Source organism: Telluribacter roseus (assembly GCF_017355915.2).
Taxonomy (GTDB): Bacteria; Bacteroidota; Bacteroidia; order Cytophagales; family Spirosomataceae; genus Telluribacter.
Genome location: NZ_JAFEUV020000005.1, coordinates 154665 through 175986 on the forward strand (window position 1 = coordinate 154665; position 21322 = coordinate 175986).

16 protein-coding genes and 1 tRNA gene are annotated in these 21322 nt (G+C 50.6%); 7 read left to right on the plus strand and 10 right to left on the minus strand.

The genetic code is table 11. The features are described from left to right. Positions 1-80 precede the first annotated feature (80 nt). Entirely contained in the window at positions 81-1364 is a 1284-nt protein-coding gene (locus JTN23_RS11630; protein ID WP_262918510.1) for an asparagine synthetase B, read from the minus strand. Between the two features lie 75 nt (positions 1365-1439). Between JTN23_RS11630 and JTN23_RS11635 the strand changes: the two genes are divergently transcribed. Further along, complete coding sequence (locus tag JTN23_RS11635) at positions 1440-2684, plus strand: ABC transporter permease (protein WP_247235000.1); 1245 nt, start codon at positions 1440-1442, stop codon at positions 2682-2684. Between the two features lie 76 nt (positions 2685-2760). Further along, positions 2761-2844: transfer RNA gene (locus JTN23_RS11640), tRNA-Leu, on the plus strand. A gap of 122 nt (positions 2845-2966) precedes the next feature. Here JTN23_RS11640 and JTN23_RS11645 read toward each other — a convergent pair. Beyond that, the gene (locus tag JTN23_RS11645) at positions 2967-4175 is read right to left on the minus strand and encodes a hypothetical protein (RefSeq protein WP_247235001.1); all 1209 of its coding nucleotides are present in this window, start codon (positions 4173-4175) and stop codon (positions 2967-2969) included. 368 nt (positions 4176-4543) lie between these two features. Between JTN23_RS11645 and JTN23_RS11650 the strand changes: the two genes are divergently transcribed. From JTN23_RS11650 to JTN23_RS11660, 3 genes are all read left to right on the plus strand, one after another. Then, a complete protein-coding gene (locus tag JTN23_RS11650) occupies positions 4544-5284 on the plus strand; it encodes a dioxygenase family protein (protein ID WP_247235002.1) in 741 nt (246 codons plus the stop codon). Between the two features lie 73 nt (positions 5285-5357). Next, positions 5358-5855, plus strand: a complete 498-nt coding sequence (locus JTN23_RS11655; RefSeq protein WP_247235003.1) for a hypothetical protein — start codon at positions 5358-5360, stop codon at positions 5853-5855. Positions 5856-5863: 8 nt separating this feature from the next. Beyond that, entirely contained in the window at positions 5864-6586 is a 723-nt protein-coding gene (locus tag JTN23_RS11660; protein WP_247235004.1) for a pirin family protein, read from the plus strand. Here the strand turns inward: JTN23_RS11660 and JTN23_RS11665 are convergent. Further along, on the minus strand, positions 6572-7270 hold the full coding sequence (locus JTN23_RS11665; RefSeq protein WP_247235005.1) for a LytR/AlgR family response regulator transcription factor: 699 nt from the start codon (positions 7268-7270) through the stop codon (positions 6572-6574). The two genes, JTN23_RS11660 and JTN23_RS11665, sit on opposite strands and share 15 nt — an antisense overlap. Before the next feature lie 69 nt (positions 7271-7339). After that, entirely contained in the window at positions 7340-8443 is a 1104-nt protein-coding gene (locus JTN23_RS11670) for a sensor histidine kinase (protein ID WP_247235006.1), read from the minus strand. 301 nt (positions 8444-8744) lie between these two features. On the opposite strand from JTN23_RS11670, the gene JTN23_RS11675 reads away from it, so the two are divergent. Beyond that, a complete protein-coding gene (locus JTN23_RS11675; RefSeq protein ID WP_247235007.1) occupies positions 8745-10190 on the plus strand; it encodes a S41 family peptidase in 1446 nt (481 codons plus the stop codon). 66 nt (positions 10191-10256) lie between these two features. On the opposite strand, the gene JTN23_RS11680 is transcribed toward JTN23_RS11675, so the two are convergent. Continuing rightward, a complete protein-coding gene (locus JTN23_RS11680; RefSeq protein ID WP_247235008.1) occupies positions 10257-11747 on the minus strand; it encodes a hypothetical protein in 1491 nt (496 codons plus the stop codon). Between the two features lie 142 nt (positions 11748-11889). Between JTN23_RS11680 and JTN23_RS11685 the strand changes: the two genes are divergently transcribed. Continuing rightward, on the plus strand, positions 11890-12861 hold the full coding sequence (locus tag JTN23_RS11685) for an ABC transporter ATP-binding protein (RefSeq protein ID WP_247235009.1): 972 nt from the start codon (positions 11890-11892) through the stop codon (positions 12859-12861). 14 nt (positions 12862-12875) lie between these two features. On the opposite strand, the gene JTN23_RS11690 is transcribed toward JTN23_RS11685, so the two are convergent. The 5 genes from JTN23_RS11690 to JTN23_RS11710 form a co-directional block, all read right to left on the minus strand. After that, positions 12876-15389 (minus strand): DUF5686 and carboxypeptidase-like regulatory domain-containing protein, encoded by a 2514-nt coding sequence (locus JTN23_RS11690; protein WP_247235010.1) that lies wholly within the window; start codon positions 15387-15389, stop codon positions 12876-12878. 53 nt (positions 15390-15442) lie between these two features. Next, complete coding sequence (locus tag JTN23_RS11695; RefSeq protein WP_409049446.1) at positions 15443-16081, minus strand: SanA/YdcF family protein; 639 nt, start codon at positions 16079-16081, stop codon at positions 15443-15445. A gap of 84 nt (positions 16082-16165) precedes the next feature. Continuing rightward, on the minus strand, positions 16166-18886 hold the full coding sequence (locus JTN23_RS11700; RefSeq protein WP_247235012.1) for a DNA gyrase/topoisomerase IV subunit A: 2721 nt from the start codon (positions 18884-18886) through the stop codon (positions 16166-16168). Between the two features lie 126 nt (positions 18887-19012). Next, positions 19013-19642: an NUDIX hydrolase gene (locus JTN23_RS11705; RefSeq protein ID WP_247235013.1), complete on the minus strand. Its 630-nt coding sequence runs from the start codon at positions 19640-19642 to the stop codon at positions 19013-19015. 67 nt (positions 19643-19709) lie between these two features. After that, positions 19710-21296, minus strand: a complete 1587-nt coding sequence (locus JTN23_RS11710; RefSeq protein ID WP_247235014.1) for an NAD(P)/FAD-dependent oxidoreductase — start codon at positions 21294-21296, stop codon at positions 19710-19712. Positions 21297-21322 lie beyond the last annotated feature (26 nt).

Genomic DNA, 21322 nt, shown 5'->3' on the forward strand with positions numbered 1-21322 from the left:
CTATAGAAAGCGTCCACAAAGTAAAATGGGCAGGTACTTAGTACCTGCCCATTTTACTTTGTTTATAGAATGTAATAGCCTTAGGTCTTCATTTTTTTCTTCTTCGCGGCCGGGAACAGAATGTTGTTCAGGATCAACCGGTAGCCAGCCGAGGTGGGGTGCAGGTTCAGATCAGTAGGCTCTTCACCGATGCGGTGCTGGTAGTCTTCAGGATCGTGACCCCCGTAGAAGGTAAAGAATCCCTTGCCGTAGGTGCTGTGGATGTAACGAGCTTCACCCGCTGACTTGGTTTCGGCCAGTACTATTACTTCGGGCTTGATGTATTGCTTTTTGTAAGCGGTAGTCTGTCCCAAAAATCCTTTGATCATGGTCATGTGGTTTTGGGTAAGCATGGTCGGTACCGGATCCCACTTGGCCGAAAACTGAAACAGGGTAAAGAAATCGTTCGACTCATTAAGGCCCCGCTGCTCGGGCTGATTGTCTATATCCGAAAACTCTATCTCGTAGGGATTGGTAATAGTCTTGAAATTATGGAATGCCATGGTTTTGGTATAATCCAGCTTCTTATTAGCATTGGGATCAGCCGGGTCGCCATCGTACATCGCTTCCACTATGTCGACTCCATTGGCAGCCAGTGCTATGTCGAAGGTGTCCGTCGCGTTACACATGGCAAACATATAGCCTCCTCCCGACACAAACTCCGCAATCTTGCGGACTACCGCCAGTTTCATCTGGGGTACCTTAGCAAAGCCAAACTTTTCGGTAATACTCTCGGCCTCCCGCTTCTGGTCGCGGTACCAGGGGTAATCCTTAAACTGGTAAAACTTGCCGTACTGACCCGTAAAGTCCTCGTGGTGGAGGTGAAGCCAGTCATATTCGGGCAATTTGCCTTTGAGTACTTCTTCGTCAAAGATGACATCATAAGGGATTTCCGCGTAGGACATCACCAGTGTAACGGCATCGTCCCAGGGTTGCTTTGCCTTGGGTGAGTACACCGCTACCTTAGGTGCTTTCTGTAGCTTCACAGCGTCCATGTTAGCATCTGGCGCCGCTACCTCCGACAGGATCTGATTTCCCTGAGCCTCCGAAATAACCTCAAAGCTGACGCCCCGGATGGTCATTTCAGTAGCGAACTTCTGATTGTACGGCACCATAAAACTGCCTCCCCGGTAGTTGAGCAGCCAGTCCATTTCGGTTTCGTAAACTTTCAGTATCCAATAGGCTATACCATAGGCTTTCAAATGATTTTTCTGGGACTCATCCATCGGTATGAGGAGTCGGTTGGCCCAGGTCTGGCCCGAAAGCGCTATAAATATGATAAACGGAATAAAGAACCGTATCACTGGTTTGAATCTTTCACCCATCGTTTGCAGCTTTACTATATGAAAATGAAATAACGTAATATATACAAATTTTATGCAAACTGGTGCCGTAAGCCGATGAATATAAAGGAAAATGTAAGCGAAGGATTGCGCTCTATTCAGGCCAACGTGCTTCGTACCGTACTGACTGCCTTGATCATAGCCATCGGTATTACCTCACTGGTAGGCATACTTACGGCCATTGAAGGAATCCAGAGTTCGGTGAACAGTAGCTTCGCTGATCTGGGCGCTAACACGTTTACCGTGCGAAATCAGGAGGACAGGGGGCGTAGAACGGGCGGACGGTCAGGAAAGCGCTATCCTGACATCAACTACCGGCAGGCAGTAGCCTTTGCTACCCAGTTCGGGCAGCAATTTGATGCGACGGTGTCACTATCGGCTCCGGTGGGCGGAGCTGTACAGGTCAAGTACCTGTCCCGGAAGACAAACCCCAATGTTTCAGTGGTTGCCGCGGATGATGCCTACCTGAGTATCAATGGCTACAAGATAGACCTGGGGAGGAATTTTAGCAGAACGGACCAGGAAAAGTCACTAAATGTGGCGATAATGGGGCAGGAGGTGGCCCGAAACCTTTTTGAGGGGCGCGATCCCGTCAACCGGCAGATTACACTGATGGGCGCCCGGTTTACGGTCGTCGGGGTATTGGAAAAGAAAGGCTCGCTCGGCGGGGGCACCGGCGCGGACCGGATCATCCTGGTGCCGCTGGACACGGGCCGGGGGCTCGCCGCTAACCGGTCGCTCACTTTCAACATTACGGCTTCGGCGCCTGATATTGCGGATAGTGAATATGTCATTGAAGAGGCTCGGGGAGTGATGCGGCGCGTCCGCAACGACGCCCTGGGTACTCCGGATTCGTTTGAAATACAGCGGGCCGATGCCCTGGCCAAAGACTTCGAGAATATAAGTGGCTACCTGCGGCTCGGAGGCTTCGGGATTGGGATCATTACGCTATTGGGAGCGGCCATTGCCCTTATGAATATCATGATGGTATCCGTTACGGAGCGAACCCGCGAAATAGGCATCCGCAAATCACTGGGAGCCACTCCTAAGGTAATCAGGCTACAGTTCCTGATCGAGGCCATTGTGATCTGTATCATTGGCGGCCTGGGCGGCCTGCTGTTTGGTATCCTGATCGGCAACCTGATCTCCAATACCATCAGCCAGGAGAGTAATTTTGTGGTTCCGTGGCTCTGGATGCTGATGGGAATCCTGGTCTGTGTGCTGGTGGGAGTAATTTCGGGTATATATCCCGCCATAAAGGCCTCACGCTTAGATCCCATCGAAGCCTTACGGTATGAGTAGGCTAAATATTTTGCACAGATAACTTGACAAATCTGCTTTTCTACCTATTTTTGCCATCCCAACACCCAGTTGATAGGCCCAGATGGCGGAATTGGTAGACGCGTTGGTCTCAAACACCAATGGGGTCACACCCGTGCCGGTTCGACTCCGGCTCTGGGTACTTGGGAAGCCTTCCAATCGTAAGATCGGAAGGCTTTTTTATTTTACTCCCTGGTTAAATCTTCTCCTGAAGCTTTCACAGAACATCTTCATACAAAGGTTTATAACTCAATGATTCAAGTCCTAAAATGCGGTAAACTGCGAGGCTAGTACTTTAAGCTGGTGAAAGTTGAAAAGTGAAAAGGAACTCTTGCCCAGGAAAAACAATGTAGGACTTATAAATGATATGGTAGTAGCTAAGAGTGCGATAGCAGTGGCTACTCGGTATTCTGTATTCTTTCCGACAAGGATTATCGCCAGGAGTATCCATAGGTAGGCATAGGTTAGGCTTCTTGTTACATCCAGAACACTGTATGATATACCCCAGCATAAGGTGAATAGAACTACTGAACAAACTGCATAGGTTTTGGAGGAATTATTCCATAACCAGATGAGTGAGAGGATGGGAAAGATCCAATACCCATCAAAGGTGTTGAGTAGTGAATGGGGCATTGACTGCATATTCACCAAAACCATTTTGATTCCTACCAGAGAGCTGAATCCAACCGGAATACTCAGGTGAAAGAGCCAGCCTAATGACAATCTGATGCTGATATATAGCCCTATTGTTAGCAGATATAAGAGTGCTACCTTCTTCCAAAGTGGATAGGTTTCTGTTTGGCCTTGTTTGTCTTCAATCAATGGGATCCAGAAGAGAATAACAGGTGAAACGATTATAGACCTTTCATCGGTCCAGAAAGCAAGGCTGAGAAACAGTGGTACAAGCCAAAGCCGTTTCATTATCAATGAATAAGTGGCGGCAAGCAGAGAGAATAAAGCAAATCCATCAAACCAGCCATATGTATCCCAGAAAAAGGCATTGCCCAGATAAATAAATGGAAGTCCCAGCGTCAAAATCATAGCGTAGGCCTTCATGCCGCTTAACTGATGTACTAGGGTGAGGAATAAATAGAAGAAGGCAAACCCCAGGGCGTGCTGAAGAAAGAAAAGACTTCGGATAAAAGTGTCTAAACTAGTATGGGGTAGTAGTTTGCCTACTAGAGCCGGAGCCAGTCTGAAGGCTCTTTTGGACCGGTGAGTAGATTCTGTATGATGCTGAGGAGTAAGCGGATGCAGGCTTTGATCATAAATGGTCTTCCAGTTGGCTCTATAATCAGAAAATTCCCAGTGGTAAGAGCTAGTGGAGTAAAAGCTTAGGTAGTCCGGGTTATTCAGAAGGATACTTGTGAAAGTACATATAATAGCTGTAGTCGTTTTCCATCTTTTGTATGAAGTGGCTAACGAAAGGAAGTGAAAAATACGGTTAAAGGAATTGTAAATGATCAGATTCATACTAGTGTGGGTTAAAATAATGTGGATGCTTCAGTCAAGCAGGTAGTAAGACAGGAATAGTCTATGGTGCCTGGCTGTCAATACCTTATTTTCAATTGGTTACATAATTATAGGGCATCCAGTATCTAGATGCAAAAAATTTTATTTAACGGAGTAGCCGAAGGTTATCGAGCGGCTGTACTTGTGCTTACTGCAGAAATTTTCTTGCGTTTAAACTACTATCTTAACCTATCCTGAAAGACAAAAAGTTAGTGCACTAGTGAAGGGAGTTTTTCTCATCCACACAATCTACCTCTTTACCGATACTTCGTTGTTAAGGCAAGTAAATAGGATCAACTTCGTTCTCATTATAAGACGAAGCATGATTCATGGAAAGAAAAGGATTTCTTAAAAGTTTACTTTTCGGAGCGGTAGCTGCTCCCACCGTACTGACAGCCTGCGACAAAAGTAGTACGGGTATTATCCCCACCGAAGGTACCCCTGGTACTACCGGCTCTGTCACCAACCCCGGCACCAGCTCCACGGCTTGCGCGGTAGCGCCTACCGAAACAGCAGGCCCATTCCCGACCAAGAGCCCCGCCTCCTTCGTCAGAAGCGACATAACCGACGGACGTACCGGTTATAAGATGACGGCGAAGATCACCATCGGCAATACCAACAATGGATGTGCGCCCCTGGCTGGAGCCATTGTAGATATCTGGCACTGTGATGCCACCGGCAACTACTCTGAGTACGGCGGAACCGGTATGCAATCCACAAACTACCAATCGGTGCACTTCCTGCGCGGGCGGCAGGTGACAGACGCCAACGGACTGGTAACCTTCACCACTATATTTCCCGGCTGGTATTCGGGCAGGGCTACCCACATTCATGTTCATATCTACAATGACAACGGTACTTCGCTGAAAGTAACGCAGATTGCTTTTCCTGAAGGTGAAAGTTCGGCTGTGGCCCTAGTGAATGGGTACTCCAAGGGGATGTCGGGCTATACTACCAATGCGCGGGATAATGTATTTGGTAATGACGGTGGGGTGAATCAGATAGCTACCGTATCCGGCAACACCACGGACGGCTTCGAGCTCACGATCCAGATGAATGTATCCGCTTAGTACTTTATTATACACCCTAATACATCAATCCGGGCGCTGAGGGATATTCTTCTGGCGCCTTACCCATTCCTTTATGCAGGTAAGTACCATCACACTATGTTACCGCAAAATAGTAGATGCCACCTCTACGAAGCCGTGGGACCAACTGGTTTTTGAAGACAGCTATCAGGAGTTCAGGATGCAGGCACAGCTCTACAACCCGGACAAGAAGTACCGGACTTTCGGGGAGCTACTGCAGCATTCGCCCGGAGCGGAGCAGCTGCACTTCCTGGTGAGCGCCGCCGTGATCGGGTACCTGCAGCAACTTCACGAAACCATACCTGACATTGTAAATAACCTGGGAAAGCATTTCCTGAAGTTTAACCGCTACCGGTTTGAAATCATTAATTCGGATGTACTGGACAAGACCAGGCATCAGGTAGCAATAAATTTTTTCTCTGAGCCACTGGTATGGCATGATTCTATTGGTGACTACCTGCTGGTATCGGACAACACAGAAACGGAGGGCGAAGTACTGACACATCTGTTCAAGATACAGCCCTACCTTAGTATTTATTCATTGACAAACTGAGGCCAACGATGATCAAGCAAACACCTGGCAAAATATTTCTTTCAGATCAGCGCGGACAGGTACAGACGCCGCAGCTTAATAGATATAGTACTCTTAATTTCGAACACTATTTTGATGAACATAAGACCCCGCTTGGTAGACTGTATGCTGTCAACGAAGAAACCGTAGGCGGTTTTCAGACGGTGGAGTACCGGGCACCACGGGCGTCACACGTGATACTTATACCGGTCACCGGTGCCCTTGATTTTATTTTTCATACTGGCTCCCTCGCTACCGTGGATGTCGAGGAGCTGTTTGTCTATACCGTAGCGGCGGGTTCTACTTTTGAAATCAGAAATCCGTACCCCGTACAGAATATCAGCTACCTGCAGCTATGGGTAAGTGCTGAGGAGCCGGAGGTAAAGCCCCGGGCCCGCGTATTCGGGTTTGAGTTCTCAGCGTTGGAAAATCAGCTCCACGAACTGGTACCCGGCGTTAGTAAGGCCACTACCTTACCTTTCTCTCTGCATCTGGGCAAGTTTGACGGGCGGAAAGAAGCTACCTATCAATTGAAAAGGAAAGATTCACTTATATTCACGTTTGTACTTGCGGGGGCTTTTGAAGTGGAAGGCCGGCTACTGCACGAAAAAGACAGTCTGGCGCTATGGGAGCTGGAAGAGGTAGAACTGGAGGCGCTGAGCAATAATGCGCTGGTACTGGTACTCGAAGTAGCCCAATCAGCTCTTCTTTAAATCATTAATAAAGCCGCTGTACGTGTCGCTGATGGGGAGCTCCTTACCAGACAGGAGCTTTACCTTTCGGTGCACTATAGCCTGTATCTGCTGAATGGGTATGATGTAGCTGCGGTGTATCCTCCTGAACCGGTCTTCGGGTAGTTTTTCAAGTACCTTCTTCATGGTCATCAGCGTCATGACAGGCTTGTCGCCTTGTCGGTGGATCCTGATGTAGTCTTCCAGACTTTCTATGTACTCAATATCTCTGAGCGGTATCTTCACTAGCCGGTACTCTGAGTGCACAAACAGGCTGTCATCGGCTTCTGCTTTGGGCGTTTGCCTGCTTTCTAGGTATTCAATGGCCTTCCGGACCGCTTTGGAAAAACGCTCAAACTGGATGGGCTTAAGAAGGTAGTCCAAGGCATCCAGCTCGAATCCTTCGAAAGCAAAGTTGCGGTAGGCCGTAGTAAAAATCACGACGGGCTTCTGGTCCAGAGAGCGTACCAGGTCAATGCCGGTAATGTCCGGCATATTAATGTCTACGAACAGGATATCGCAATGGCTGCTTTTGAGGTACTCCGAGGCCGCTATGGAATCTTCAAAGGTTTCTACCAACTCCAGCGCCGGAAATCGGGATACGTACTGATCAATGATCCGCAGAGCCAGGGGTTCGTCGTCAACCGCCACACATCTCAGAGCCATACAAGAGGGATATTAGTTACTGGTAAAGGGAATAAAACAGCAGTCTTTCACAAAAGGGGGTATAAGTACTTAGCCAAACAGCTCTAGGTTTACAGTATAATAGTCATCCTCCTGTTGGATATCCAGCCGGTACCTGTTTGGGTACAGGTGTTCCAGCCGCTCACGGGTATTGCTGATGCCAATCCCTCTTCTTTCCAGACTGTTATTTTTCTGGAAAATTCTGTTCCTGCAAAAAAAGCGGATCCTGTCTTCTGCGGACACCAGCTGGATCGTGATCAAGGAGTGGTGGTGGTTGCTTACTCCATGCTTGAATACATTTTCGATAAAAGTCATCAGGATCAGGGGCGCTATACGCTTACCTTCCAGTTCACCCTCAATGGCTACCTCCAGCTGTACTTTCCGGCCCAGGCGTAGCCGCTGCAGGTCTATATAATCCTGTATGCAGGCTACCTCATTTTCGAGGGCTCCGTATTCAACACCTGCCTCGTCGGTGACATACCGCATAATGCTCGAGAGCTTCATAATGGCCTCGGCCGTATGCGGATCGTTCGATATAGCCAATGAATATATATTATTAAGGGTATTAAAAAGAAAATGCGGATTGATCTGGGCCATCAGAAACGAAAGCTGCGCGTTGGCCTTGTCCGCCTCGGCCTTCATGGCTCGCTGCTCGGTACTGCGCAGGCTCCGGGTACTTTCCACTGCCAGACTCAACGCCACGACCATAATAAACAGGAATATACTGGTAATGTCCAGTCGTATCGGGCGGCCCTGGGGCGGTGCGAATGGTTCACCTGGGGGTGGTGGGGGCATCCTTCTGGTAGGATCGGCTCCGGGATGTGGGGCGTGTCGGGGAGGAGGCCCTCTCCGGCCTACCCTGGATATAAGCATGTCGAAGGGTTTCAGCAAGAATATTCCTCCAAAAAGGGCAATGACTATAGCCGTATAAGTAAGGTACCTCCGGCGGATGAACAGCCGGGGGATTAGCCAGTACGTATGAAAGTAAAAAAGAACGATGTAGCATACTCCAAACAACCAGAACGTAGGGGAACTGACGATGGAGATAATCCGTCGGGATCTGCCATCGTGGGAAAGAAAAAACACCGGCAGGCTGATGAATAGCAGCCACCCGATAATATGCGTAATAATGATAAAAGATCTTGAACGAAACATACCCGAAATAACGTTTTTTAAGGGAGAAGTTGATGCAGGTACCGTTGAATAACCAGTTTGTGTGGATGAAACGAAATAGCGAGAAAGTGTCTGGTTGCTACATGAAAAAAGGACTTACTTACTCAGAGCTATCTGTACATTCTGCCCATTCATCTATACCTGATCTCACAGGTGCAACACAACTTCTTCTTTCTGCGTACGTACCAGTGATTACCCAAGCTTTTGAGTTTCAATAATAGGCCGGTAGCCAATCTGCCAGCACAATGCATTTTTTAACCCTATACAATATACCATACATACTATGACATTTTCGAAATCTATATTTCGGTCGGGCTGGGCGGTACTTTTACTGCTGGGGTTCTGGTCCTGCAAAGAAGACCTGGACGTGATCACTCCGGTAGAGACAGAGCCTACCCCCACTACTTCGACTGCGAATAGCCGTACGGTAAATGAGTGGATTCTTTCCAATATGAAAGATTACTACTACTGGAGCAGCAAGATACCCGCCAATCCGGATATGACGAAGGCACCATCCGATTTCTTCAAATCCCTCCTGTACTCGTACGATGCGGCTGCCCGCCCCGATGGAGACCGTTTCTCCTGGATTCAGGAGGATGCCTCAGAGCTTAGCGCCAGCCTGAGTGGACAAACTACCACGACCGGTATGGAGTATGCCCTGTACCTGCGTTCATCGGGTTCCAGTGGAGTAATTGCCCAGGTACTTTACGTACTGCCAGGTTCACCGGCTGCCAGGGCTGGTATGAAGCGGGGTGATATCATCACCAAGGTCAATAGCCAGTCCCTGACCACCAGTAATTACGGAAAATTACTCAATGGTACTACGTTCACCTTTGGGCTGGGAACTGTCAATGGCTCTGCCATTGTGGATACCGACCAGACCCGCTCAGTGACAGCTACCGTTTTTCAGGAGAATCCGGTATTCATGGACTCCATCTATACCGTAGGAGGAAAAACCGTGGGTTATCTGGTGTACAACCAGTTTATACCCGGCGCTAATGGAAGTAACGCCAAAGAGTACGATGCTCAGATAGATGCCATCTTCCAGAACTTCAAGAATAAAGGGGTGAATGAGCTGGTACTTGACCTGCGCTATAACCCCGGTGGATATACTTCATCGTCAACGAATCTGGCCAGCCTGATCGGGCGCGGCGTGAACAGCTCCAAGCTGTATTTCCGCGAAGAATGGAATGAGGTACTAACCCCTTATCTGAAAAAAGAGTACGGTGATAGCTACTTCGAGGAGAAGTTTGTTAATAAAGCCCAGAATATCGGAGGTAACCTGCAGCGGGTATATGTACTGACCACCGACTGGACCGCCTCCGCCAGCGAACTAATAATCAATGGTCTGCGGCCTTACATGCCGGTCATCACCATTGGTACCAAGACGTACGGCAAGAACGTAGGCTCTATTACCCTGGATGACGAAACGGGTAAGATCAAGTGGGGCATGCAGCCTATTGTTTTCAAGAGCTTTAACAGCCAGGGACAGTCGGACTATGCAGCTGGTTTTGCGCCTACTATTGAAGTAGAGGAGCCCCTGCAGCTACTACCGCTGGGTGATACCCGGGAAGCGTTGCTAAGTGAGGCGCTGCATCAGATTACGGGCGGAGCCGTGGCCCGCAGAGGAGCCCGCGAAAGCAATCCGCTGAATAATGTAGGCGTGTCGCTGCGCAAAAAGGCCGGTAACAGCAACATGTTTAAGGCTGACGTAAAACTGAATATGTAGATTGCATAAGTAAATCAGTACATCAAAGCCCCACTGCCGACAGCAGCGGGGCTTTGTTTTTTTCTACTATTTCTTAGCCGCGCTGCTCCGTATCACCACTACCTTATCACTGCTGCTTTCGGGCACGGACAGCAGACCGTTCGTAACGGTGGTGGTTTTGAGCTTTTGTCCCGTCACCACATCGGTCCACTCAGCCTGGTAGGTACCTTTGGGTACGTTGAGCGTGAGTGGGTATCCCTTGACCGATAGCTGCTCTACATAGATAACCCACTGCGAGCGGCCATCGCTAAGGGCGTAGGTGGTACTACCGGGCGCGGCCTTCACTACCAACTGGTCGGGCCGTAGGGAGACGAAATCTATTCCTTCAAAGAAAGTACGTAACGTCTTGAACTGGGCCCGCAGAGCCGGACTGCCCCCACCGGGAGCCTCGTAGGAAGTATCCAGCCCGTCTTCCGCGCCTACCGAGTAGGAGTAGTCGAGGTGGTTGAAGAGGCCACCGCCTGCCATCATAAACCGCCAGGCCTGGCGACGGTAGGTTTCATCCTTGGAGCCCGCAAAGCCGGTTTCGTTAAAGCCAATGACCCGGTTGAGGTGGTAGTTGGCATACACCGCCTCCGGAAACGCGTAGTGGAAGGTAAAGATGGATATGTTAGGGTCGGGCTCCGTTATGGGATAGCTGAAGTTGCTGATGTTCTGTGAGATCAGATGCTTCTTGGGCAGTTTCTTCTCTTCGTCAATGATCCATTCGGCTACCCGGCGGTGCCAGTCGTTAGACTTCTGCGAGACGACCTGGTGCTGCATCCGCCAGTCGTCGGCCGGGCCGTATTCATTACGGGTCATGACCTTGTCGGGGCTTTCGGCCCACGGCTCATTCTGTATCTCAAAGTAGATGTTGTTGTACCCGTTCAGTTCCTGTACTATCTTCCGGACGTACTTCTCCTGATAGGGCAGTATGTTGCCGTTGTCCAGGGTATTGACCAGCACCGACGCTACTTCATTGGTATTATTGACGTTGTTCTTGGGGTTGAAGGGGCTGTAGTTCCAGCCAGCGCCGTAGTGAGCCGAGAACAGACACACCTCCACAATCACGCCATTCCGGTTGGCCTCATCCATGAAGTCTTTCAGCCGGGCAAAGTAGGCGTCATCCCACTGCTCCAGGTCAAATTTGTTGCCACCCAGGGTATAGCCGGCTGTATTGCTGCGCTTCCAAGGCAGGATGGCCCGCCCTTCCGCCGGTGCCAGCGTGTTCTTTTTGATGCCAAAGTCACCCAGTTTTTCGATGTATGCGCCCGTAAATAACCGGGTGGTATTCATGCCGTCCCGGGCCGTAGCCTGCAGGTACTTGCGGTAGTCAAAGTCCAGGTTGACCACGGCGCCGTAGTGCTCCCCTGAGCCCACGATCACCGTAGGTTTATTCTGATACAGGAAGTAATGCGGGTTTTGGGGATGGAGCCGGAGGGGCCCTGATGCCTGGCCTGCTACATCTGAATACCCCGAGAGTACTACCAGGGTCAGTAGCGAAAGAGCCAGCTTTGAAAGTGATGTACTGAATTTCATGGGGTGAGTAGGTTAATGCTGTACTACCTACATAAAGCCACTGAGCCCGATTTTCTTGGTGTTTGGGGCAAAAGCTTTTTCTTCCGGTACGGGGCCGTATCTTTACCTGCCTGTACTACGAACTACCCACTACTACACAAATATGACCTTACTGCGTGCCCGAGCCTTGTCCAAACTATTTGAAGATAACCAGGTACTGAGCGGTGTATCCTTTACGCTCAGAAAAGGCCAGTGGCTGGGTATACTGGGGGAGAGTGGTTCGGGCAAGAGTACCCTACTGCGCATCCTGGGACGATTTGCGGATCAGGATGAGGGAGAGGTACTATACCGCAACGAGCGGCTGACGCCCGTCCGGGATCAACTGATACCGGGGCATAAGGCCATCAAACTGGTCCATCAGGAGTTTGAGCTGTTTCCGAACCAGACGGTACTTGAGAATATTTCCTACTCCCTCCGTTTTTATGACCCCACATATCGTCAGGAACGTGTGGAGGAACTGATGCAGCTTACCCGGCTCCACCACGTGCAGGATCACAAGGCCAAGCTGCTTTCAGGAGGAGAAAAGCAGCGGACGGCCATTGCCAAAGCCCTGGCGGAACTGCCGGATGTACTGCTCCTGGATGAACCCTTTGCCCACCTCGACAATCGCAATCGCCAGGCTATGACGGAGGCCATCAGCCGACTTCGCAAGAAGGAGGATATGGCCTGTATATTCGTCACCCATGAAGCTTCCGATGCGCTGGCCTGGTCCGATGAGGTAGCAGTACTTCGCGAGGGAAAGATCATTCAGATAGGTACTCCGCTGGTGGTATATGACCAACCCGCTGATGCTTACGTGGCCGAACTTACGGGAAGTGTCAACTGGCTGGGGCGGACTGGCTCTGGTAGCAGGAGATTCATCCGGCCTGAAAAGATCAAGATTACCCGAAATCAAGAAAAAAGTAAATGGGAAGGGGTAGTAGAGACTATCCGTTTCCGGGGGAGCTACTGGGACTACCAGTGTACCAATAGCAAAAAAGAAAGGATCGCCTTCTACCGGCAGAAGGCCGACCTGGCCGTCGGGGAAAAGGTACTTCTTACGTACTCAGAGCAGGATGTCCGGCTGGTGGACTAAGTCGCTACTATACCTTACAGATTGAACCAGAACGACACCTTTACGCCAAATCTAGAAACATTGGGGCTGTCGCGGAAGGTAAGGCGGTGGATGGCATCGATCCTGCCCACTTTAAAAATATTATCTATCCCGTATCCAACTTCTACGTACGGTACATCTCCAAAGGATTTAAAGGTTTCGATGGGATTACCGGCATTATCCACCTGGGGGGTAAGCGAGAGGTTAGAGTCTCTGACGCCCCCGTAGAATACCTTACCGGTAGCCAGCATACGCCATTTTAGCTTACGGATGGCTGGGATGCGGTTCAGGATAAAGCCCTGAAAGTTGTGCTCCAGGAACAGCGTAGCGTAGCGGTCACTGATAAATTCGAAGTAGTTCATCAGGTTAAAGGCGCTCCCCACGTAGAATATGGACTGGTTGCCCAGGGGTGTGTACAGCAGCGGGTAGGGCAGCGTAGATGGAATGTACCCCAGCGTCAGGTCATAGTTGGTGCGGCCCAGGATGCCGGTCCGGAAGCTTTGCCTGACGTTGAACGCAATCTTGTGGTAGGTGAAGTCGCCGTCCAGAAAGCCTTTAATTCCGGCGGTATAGCGTAGGGTAAAGGCCGGGCTGTTGCCGTTGCCCATACTGATCCGCTCGTTGTCGTTCTGCAGGAAGAGCTCCTGGCGGGCCAGCCGTGTTTCGAAGGTCAGTTCGGTCACTTCAAATTTACTCCGGAGGGGCGAGTCCATGCCCATATCGGGAGCAGTCCGGTACACAAAGGGGAAGAGCGGATCAAAGCTGCGTTGGCGGAGTGAAATCTGTTGGGTCAGCCCCTTTACTACTTCTCTTCGGATGTATAGGTTCGTCTCATTCTGGAGGTACCCTCTCCGGTAGGTACCAAAGCGGGCAAAAGCTTCAAAAAGGTAGTTGCTCCCCAGTAGTTCACGGGATATGCCCAGCTGCTCCAGATCATAGCGGTAGGAGGCGCCGGCTACGGTCCAGGGCTTTCGGGAGAGAATGTAGTCAATCCCCCCACCGTACTTAAAGCGTTGGTCGCGGGTACCATAGGCGCCGTACCCGTTTAGGACCCACTTGCGGCTAAAGCCGGGGTCGGTACGAAAGCCTACCCGTATCCGATGCCCTTCGATATTGTTGTTGGTATACAGGTACAGGTAAGGGCCCAGGTCTATGTTCCAGCGATCTAATTTCTTGTAGCCGTTCACCGCTATGTTAAGTACCTCCGTATAGGTATGTATGACCGGCAGACTTTTGATGGAGTCGACCAGGGCATAGCTCAGCTTTTCGCTTTCAGAAAGTACCTCCGGCCGGTTCTTTTCCCAGTACGAGTTGTCATGCTCCCGGTACTCTTCACTAAGTTCGATGGTTGTGTCATAAAATTTCAGGGGCTGGGGGGTATGCAGGAGGTAATTGCGATTGGCCGTGTAAAACTTTAGCAGCATTCCTGCCGACTGGTTAGAGATCTCGGCTACATCGATCAGGACGCGGGTCTTGGCAGGCAGCCAGGTACTATCGTCATCGTGCAGCTCGTACGACTGTTGTATCTTGATCTTCTCGATGAAATTCAGATTGGCACTTTTATCTACGTTTGCGTCCATTTGGGTCAGGGCAAAGCTGGTACCCTCAATCCACATCGTGCCCGAAAACGCCAGGTCCTGTTTGTGTTTGGGTTCAAATTCAATCTGATAGTCCCAGTTGGTTCCGTTGTACACGCTGTCGGCCAGGTAGTACTCGTAGAATACTTTCCAGCTTTCCGAAATAGGCGAGACAAAGTCTTTTTCGAGCAGGTTGAGCCAGTTGGAGTAAAAGTTGTACTGCTGAAACGTTGACCCCACTACCTGCGACACCAGGCTTCCGTCCGTAAGGCCTACGCCGGTAACCTTCGTCTTCTGGATAATCTCTTTCTTTTTTCTGGGGTTGTTCCGGAAGTAGACATCCGACACCGACTCCGAGATAAAAATGGGTATGATCGTCTGTCCATCTTCCCCTTTGATCTGATCATACTGCTCTACGATATGGGTGATCTTGCCAACGGCCCGGCTTTTCCTGAACTTCTCCGAGATGTTATCAATGTCTATCTGGATCTTGTTGTAGCTCTCGTACTGAAAAGCATCCAGATTGTCGGTATTGTTCTTTTTCTGGTTGGCTACTACCTTGCGGATAATGGCATGTGCCGGGTTTTCGCCCGCGTAGATTCTGACTTCCTGCAATTGGAAAACATCGGGTGAAAGCTGGAAGTCAATCGTTTGCTTAACTTGGCTAAGTGCAATTGGCTTCGAGCGGGTGGTGTAGCCTACATAAGTAACCGTGAGGGAGTCGGCAGGGGACTTAACCTGTAGTTGGTAGTGTCCTTCGAAGTCGGTGGTAGTGCCAGAAAGTGAGCCTTTTACAGAAACGTTGGCAAAGGGAATCGGTTCTCCGGTGGAAGCATCAGTAACACGACCCGTAATGGTTACATTTGACTGGGAGTACGTATGAGCTGAAAGCAGGAGTAACAAAAAGACTTGAAATAGTACAGATCTTCTCATGGTCATGGCATAGTATTGCCAATATAACCATATATTTTAGTTAAAGAAGTTTTCTACCGTCTTTTTATCTCAATGTTAGAAGTAAGATCTGCCTCTGGACGAAGCAGGTGCACATCCAGTACGGCTTTGGGGCGGGCCAGGTACTCCCTGATCAGGGTCTTGACAGAATAACCCGCCGGTACATCCTGCGCCGCAAACGAGATAGCATTAATACCCTCCTGGTGGGCAATGTACAGAGCCCTCGCATTGTGGAAGTTCTGGGAGATAATAGTGAAGCTGTTCTGATTAAAAACCTCCTTACAGCGCACCACCGAGTCGAAGGTCCGGAAGCCGGAGTAGTCAAGCGTCATAACGTGGGCAGGTACACCCAGGTCCAGCAGCGCCCTCTGCATATCAAGCGGCTCGTTGTAGTACTCCGAATCGTTGTTGCCGCTCAGGATGATGTACTTGATCTTGCCTTCCTTGAACAGGCGGGCCGTAGCCTCCATCCGGTACTTAAAGTACAGGTTCATCTTGCCCCTGACAATGTTGCGGCTAGTACCCAGTACCAGCGCTACATCGTTGGACGGAAGCTTGTCAACGGCAAAATAGTTGTATTGCCTTGTGCTGTATACTACCCAGAGATTGCATAGTAGCACAAATACGATTCCTGAAAATAAAAGCCCGGTAAGTAATTTAATAAGTCGTTTCACCTGCCGAAAAACTATTCGGGAGGTCGATTCGACCTCCCAGTTTTGTTCTTTTGATGTAAACAAAGACAAGCCCATCCTACTTGCTTATTCAAATAGTCCCAGTTGGCTCTTTTTGGCTTCGGCTAAATCTACTCCCAGTCGGGCCGCCGCCGCGTCTTTGGCTTTGGTAGCGGGAGACTCTGCCTCCTCGACCGTCGCCAATGCCTCCGGTTCTTCATGGGTAGCTACTACTTCGTTCAGCGGTTCATCCGAGCCCGAACCATCGTCCGGATCGTTCTCTTCGGCCTCCGGAGCTTCTGCTTCTTCCGGCAGGGATTCCAGCCATACGACATCCTTCAGCTTATCGCTGGTCAGCTTGTTTCCCTGGGCTTTCCAGCCTCTTACATCGACCAGTTCCTCGGCCAGTAGTTCCTCCTTCTCAACAGCGCTCTTACTGGTTTTCTGAATGCTCAGCTCCAGACGCGGGTGCTTGTCAAGGCTGGCCAGTACCAGCCGGCTGCCTTTGGTATCGCTGATGAACAGGAACTTCTTATCAACCGTCGAGGTCTCGATGGTGAATCGCTTGATGAAGTACAGGCGCTGTATTCCTTCGTAGTAGATAGCCGTGATCACACGCTCCGGTTCAAACTTCCGTAGCAGCAGGATATCATTGGGCTCGTAGTGGTTGGTCAGGTCGAAGTTGGTCAGCTCGTAGGTACCATCTTTGTAGATGACCAGGATGTTGTCCTTAGCCTCGAAGTTACCCAGGTACTGACCCCGATCGTCACGGTTGAGGCGACCAATGGTACGGTCGTACCACATATCCACACCACCCAGGGTAGATACACCGGCCTGCTTCATGATGATCTTACGGACGGGGTACTTCGTCAGGATGTTTCCCATCGCGTTACGGTTCTTGATAGCCAGGTCGGCAAAGTTGAAGTCAAACTGCTTGACCTTCGCCTTGCTCTGGGCCGTGAGGCTCACGTTGATGATCTCGGCCTCACCGTTGTCATTGGCCGTAAAGTACGTCACCTTTGAGCGGGGAGTACCCTGCGTCAGGTCGTACTCACGGTCGCGGGTAACGGCAGTGATCTGGAAGCGCTTCACGTATGAAGCTCCCGACTTGCCATCCAGGTACACCATGTTGTACACCTGGCGCTCGTTGTTCTTGAGGAATACGGCGCAGTGTATGATGTCCTTACCGACAAATACTTTCTCCTGAACCTTCGTAACTACGCAGCAGCCATCCCGACGGAACACAATGATATCGTCAATGTCGGAGCAGTCCATCACGTACTCATCTTTCTTCAGACCGTAACCAATAAAGCCTTCGGCCCGGTTGACGTACAGTTTCTGGTTGTTGGCAGCCACTACGTTGGCTGATATCTGATTGAAGGTACGTATCATGGTACGGCGCTCGCGCCCTTTACCGTACTTCTTCAGCAGGTCTTTGTAGTAGTCAATCGCAAAGCGAATGATGTTGGCCAGGTTGTCCTCGGTTTCGGCGAGTTCCTCCTCCCATTTGCGCATTTGCTCCTCCGCCTTGAAGGCATCGTACTTGGAGATACGCTTGATCTTGATCTCAGTCAGGTTCAGGATATCATCCTCGGTGATCTCCCGGTAGAACTGTGGCTTGTACGGGGTCAGACCTTTATCGATGGTCTTGATTACATCTTCGAAGGTTTCGCACTCCTCGATATCCCGGTAGATGCGGTTTTCGATGAATATTTTCTCCAGTGAGCCGTGCAGGATCTTTTCGAGCAGGGCCGCCTTCTTGATTTCCAGCTCCTGTTTCAGCAATTCCACCGTTTGCTGGGTGTTGTACCGGAGTATATCTGTGACACCCACAAAGTGCGGCTTATCCTCAATAATCACACAGGCATTGGGGGATATAGACACCTCACACTCCGTAAACGCATAGAGGGCGTCCATGGTAATGTCAGGTGATACACCCGTAGCCAGGTAGATCTGAATCTCTACATCGGCAGCGGTGTTGTCCACTACCTTCTTGATCTTGATCTTACCGGCATCATTGGCCTTGATGATCGAGTCAATCAGGGAGGTGGTAGTAGTACCGTAGGGGATATCGCGGATGACAAGCATCTTCTTATCCTCCTCCTCAATACGGGCCCGTACGCGCACCTTGCCGCCCCGGCCACCATCGTTATAGTTGGAAATATCAATCTGTCCACCTGTCTGGAAATCGGGGTAGAGGATGACCTGCTTGCCTTTGAGTATATCAATGGAAGCCTCGATCAGCTCAATAAAGTTGTGAGGCAGGATCTTGGTTGAAAGACCTACCGCAATACCTTCCACGCCCAGCGCCAGCAGCAGTGGGAATTTGACAGGAAGGGTAACCGGCTCGCGCTTACGTCCGTCGTAAGACAGCTGCCAGTTGGTAGTATCATTGTTGAATACAATATCCTTGGCAAACTTGGAGAGCCGGGTCTCGATATAACGGGCGGCAGCGGCGCTGTCACCGGTTCGGATATCTCCCCAGTTTCCCTGCGTGTCCAGCAGGAGTTCTTTCTGACCAAGGTTGACGATGGCATCGTAGATGGAAGCATCACCGTGCGGGTGATACTGCATAGCCGAACCTACTACGTTGGCTACTTTATTGAAGCGACCATCATCCATCTCATTAAGGGCATGCATGATGCGTCTCTGAACGGGCTTCAGTCCATCCTCAATGGCCGGTACGGCACGCTCAAGAATTACGTAGGAAGCATATTCCAGAAACCAGCTCTCATACAGACCTGATATGGGAATCTGATCATGAAGTTCGCTATCTTCTAAATGTATTGGTGTTCCGTTTTCATCCATAAACAGACGAGGATACTTAGGGTTAAGTATTCAGTAAAAATAAGAAATTTTTAAGAGAAAAACACGTTTCCTGTCCCTAAAAATGAAGAAACATGTAATTTTTTGCAGGCAGCTTACCGTGCGGGATCAGGATTCTATGACCGTCAGCAGCTCGCTGATCATCATGGCAGTGGCTCCCCATATTTTGTAGTTCTGGACCATGTAGTGCGGTGCCTGTATCGTCATGCCCCTGACCTGAATTTCGCTCTCACCGATGATGGATTTATCCATAATCTCCTGCAGCCGTACCTCAAATACTTTTTCTACTTCACGCGGGTCCGGATAAAATTCGGGACGATAGGGCATAGAAGCAACAACAGGCAGCACAAAAAAATTGCTGGCCGGAATAAAAAGTTCGCTCAGTACTCCCAGCACTTCTACGTCCGTCAGGCGCAGGCCTATTTCTTCCTGCGCTTCGCGCAAGGCGGTGCGGATCAGGTTCTCGTCGGTGCGTTCAAACCGCCCGCCCGGGAAGGCCATCTGCCCGGCGTGTACACCGTCGTAGGCAGGTCTCAGGATCAGCGGGAAGTAGATCTCCTCCTGGTACGGATAAAACAGAATCAGTATGGCGCTCTTACGCGTCCGCTCATTAGGGGTAGTGCTGAGCCTGAGGCGCGACTGTGAGACCATACGCTGGTGGGCAGCCTCACCGGGTAAGGGATTTTTTAATCGGGCAGCAAGAGATTCTGTAAAATCAGTAAAAGTTAGTTCAGGCATGTACTTTCTACGGGAGGAAATATAATATTACCGTGAAAGGTCAATGATACTATTTTTTTACTGACAATCAAAATCGGCTGTGCGGTACGTATAGCTTCACCAGCTGCTCGGCACAGCGTTCCCCGTCCATAGCCGCCGACATGATTCCCCCCGCGTAGCCGGCTCCTTCGGCACAGGGAAACAGGCGCTTTACTTCCGGATGCTCGCAGGTATCGCGGTCACGCGGAATACGGACGGGGGAGGAGGTACGGCTTTCGACCCCAATCAGTTGAGCTTCGTTGGAAAGGTACCCTTTCATCTTCCGGCCAAATTCCTTTAATCCATCGCGGAGCGGGTAAGCAATATGGTGGGGAAGTACCTCGTACATGTCCATCGACACGAGGCCCGGCTGGTAAGAGGTATCCAGCAATTCCCTCGAAATTTTTTTGTTGGTAAAGTCCATCGCCAGCTGGGCCGGGGAAGTCTGACCACCTCCGGCCAGGCAACAAGCCTTTTGCTCTACCTCTTTCTGTAGCTGCAAGCCGGCCAGTACCCCGTACTCCTTGTAAGGTCGGATGTCTTCTTCCTGTATAGCTACCACCATGCCCGAGTTGGCAAAGCGGGAGTCGCGGCGGGAGGGAGACATGCCATTCACCACCAGTTCGCCGGGAGCCGTAGCCGCCGGAACGATAAAGCCACCGGGGCACATACAGAAGGAGAATACCCCCCGCTGGATGCCTTTATGGTAGGTCTGGGCCACGAGGCTGTACGACGCCGCGGGCAGGTAGGGGCCACGATCAGGACCGCAGTGGTACTGTACCGAATCAATGAATGACTGAGGATGCTCGATCCGGACGCCCATGGCAAAGGGCTTAGCTTCCATAAGTACATCGCGCTCCTGTAGAAGTTCGTAAATATCGCGTGCCGAATGGCCCGTAGCCAGTATGACTCCGATACCGGTGTGCTCTTTACCATCGGCGGTAGTTACGCCCTTGATCTCTTCGCCTTCCAGCACTAGATCCGTCACCCGGGTGTCGAAGTGGATTTCTCCCCCGGCGTTAATGATGCTTTCGCGCATTTCGGCTACGATACGGGGTAGCTTGTTGGTACCTATATGCGGATGCGCGTCCACCAGGATCTGTTCGGTGGCTCCGTGAGCTACAAATATCTCCAGTACCCGCCGTACGTCACCCCGCTTGTTGGAGCGGGTGTACAGTTTGCCATCGGAGTAGGTACCCGCGCCGCCTTCGCCAAAGCAGTAGTTGGAGTCGGGGTTAACTGTATGTTCCTTGTTGATAGCAGCCAGATCGCGCCGACGCGTCCGGACATCTTTCCCCCGCTCGAGCAGAACGGGCTTTATACCGGCCTCGATCAGACGAATGGCCGCAAACATACCCGCAGGACCACAGCCTACGATGATAGCCTGCTGGCTCTGGCTCACGTCGGGGTAGTCTTTGCGATACTGGATGATGTCTGGTGGTGCTTCGCCTACGTATACTTCAGCCTGTACGTTGACCTTGACCTGACGGCTGCGGGCATCGATAGACTGACGGATCTTACGAATGGTAGGCTGATCGCTCTCTTTAAGTCGGAGCTCACTTAGTATATGCTGACGAAACAGGGTTTCGTTCATCGCCGTATGCGGCGGGAGTGTCAATTGAAGTGTACGTTGCATTAGGGGAAAGGAAGTTAACCTTTAAC

What these genes read in the sequence shown, in the direction of transcription:
- JTN23_RS11630 (WP_262918510.1), bottom strand. Translation starts at nt 1,364, where the DNA reads ATGGGTGAAAGATTCAAACCAGTGATACGGTTCTTTATTCCGTTTATC.
- JTN23_RS11635 (WP_247235000.1), top strand. Translation starts at nt 1,440, where the DNA reads ATGAATATAAAGGAAAATGTAAGCGAAGGATTGCGCTCTATTCAGGCC.
- JTN23_RS11645 (WP_247235001.1), bottom strand. Translation starts at nt 4,175, where the DNA reads ATGAATCTGATCATTTACAATTCCTTTAACCGTATTTTTCACTTCCTT.
- JTN23_RS11650 (WP_247235002.1), top strand. Translation starts at nt 4,544, where the DNA reads ATGGAAAGAAAAGGATTTCTTAAAAGTTTACTTTTCGGAGCGGTAGCT.
- JTN23_RS11655 (WP_247235003.1), top strand. Translation starts at nt 5,358, where the DNA reads ATGCAGGTAAGTACCATCACACTATGTTACCGCAAAATAGTAGATGCC.
- JTN23_RS11660 (WP_247235004.1), top strand. Translation starts at nt 5,864, where the DNA reads ATGATCAAGCAAACACCTGGCAAAATATTTCTTTCAGATCAGCGCGGA.
- JTN23_RS11665 (WP_247235005.1), bottom strand. Translation starts at nt 7,270, where the DNA reads ATGGCTCTGAGATGTGTGGCGGTTGACGACGAACCCCTGGCTCTGCGG.
- JTN23_RS11670 (WP_247235006.1), bottom strand. Translation starts at nt 8,443, where the DNA reads ATGTTTCGTTCAAGATCTTTTATCATTATTACGCATATTATCGGGTGG.
- JTN23_RS11675 (WP_247235007.1), top strand. Translation starts at nt 8,745, where the DNA reads ATGACATTTTCGAAATCTATATTTCGGTCGGGCTGGGCGGTACTTTTA.
- JTN23_RS11680 (WP_247235008.1), bottom strand. Translation starts at nt 11,747, where the DNA reads ATGAAATTCAGTACATCACTTTCAAAGCTGGCTCTTTCGCTACTGACC.
- JTN23_RS11685 (WP_247235009.1), top strand. Translation starts at nt 11,890, where the DNA reads ATGACCTTACTGCGTGCCCGAGCCTTGTCCAAACTATTTGAAGATAAC.
- JTN23_RS11690 (WP_247235010.1), bottom strand. Translation starts at nt 15,389, where the DNA reads ATGAGAAGATCTGTACTATTTCAAGTCTTTTTGTTACTCCTGCTTTCA.
- JTN23_RS11700 (WP_247235012.1), bottom strand. Translation starts at nt 18,886, where the DNA reads ATGGATGAAAACGGAACACCAATACATTTAGAAGATAGCGAACTTCAT.
- JTN23_RS11705 (WP_247235013.1), bottom strand. Translation starts at nt 19,642, where the DNA reads ATGCCTGAACTAACTTTTACTGATTTTACAGAATCTCTTGCTGCCCGA.
- JTN23_RS11710 (WP_247235014.1), bottom strand. Translation starts at nt 21,296, where the DNA reads ATGCAACGTACACTTCAATTGACACTCCCGCCGCATACGGCGATGAAC.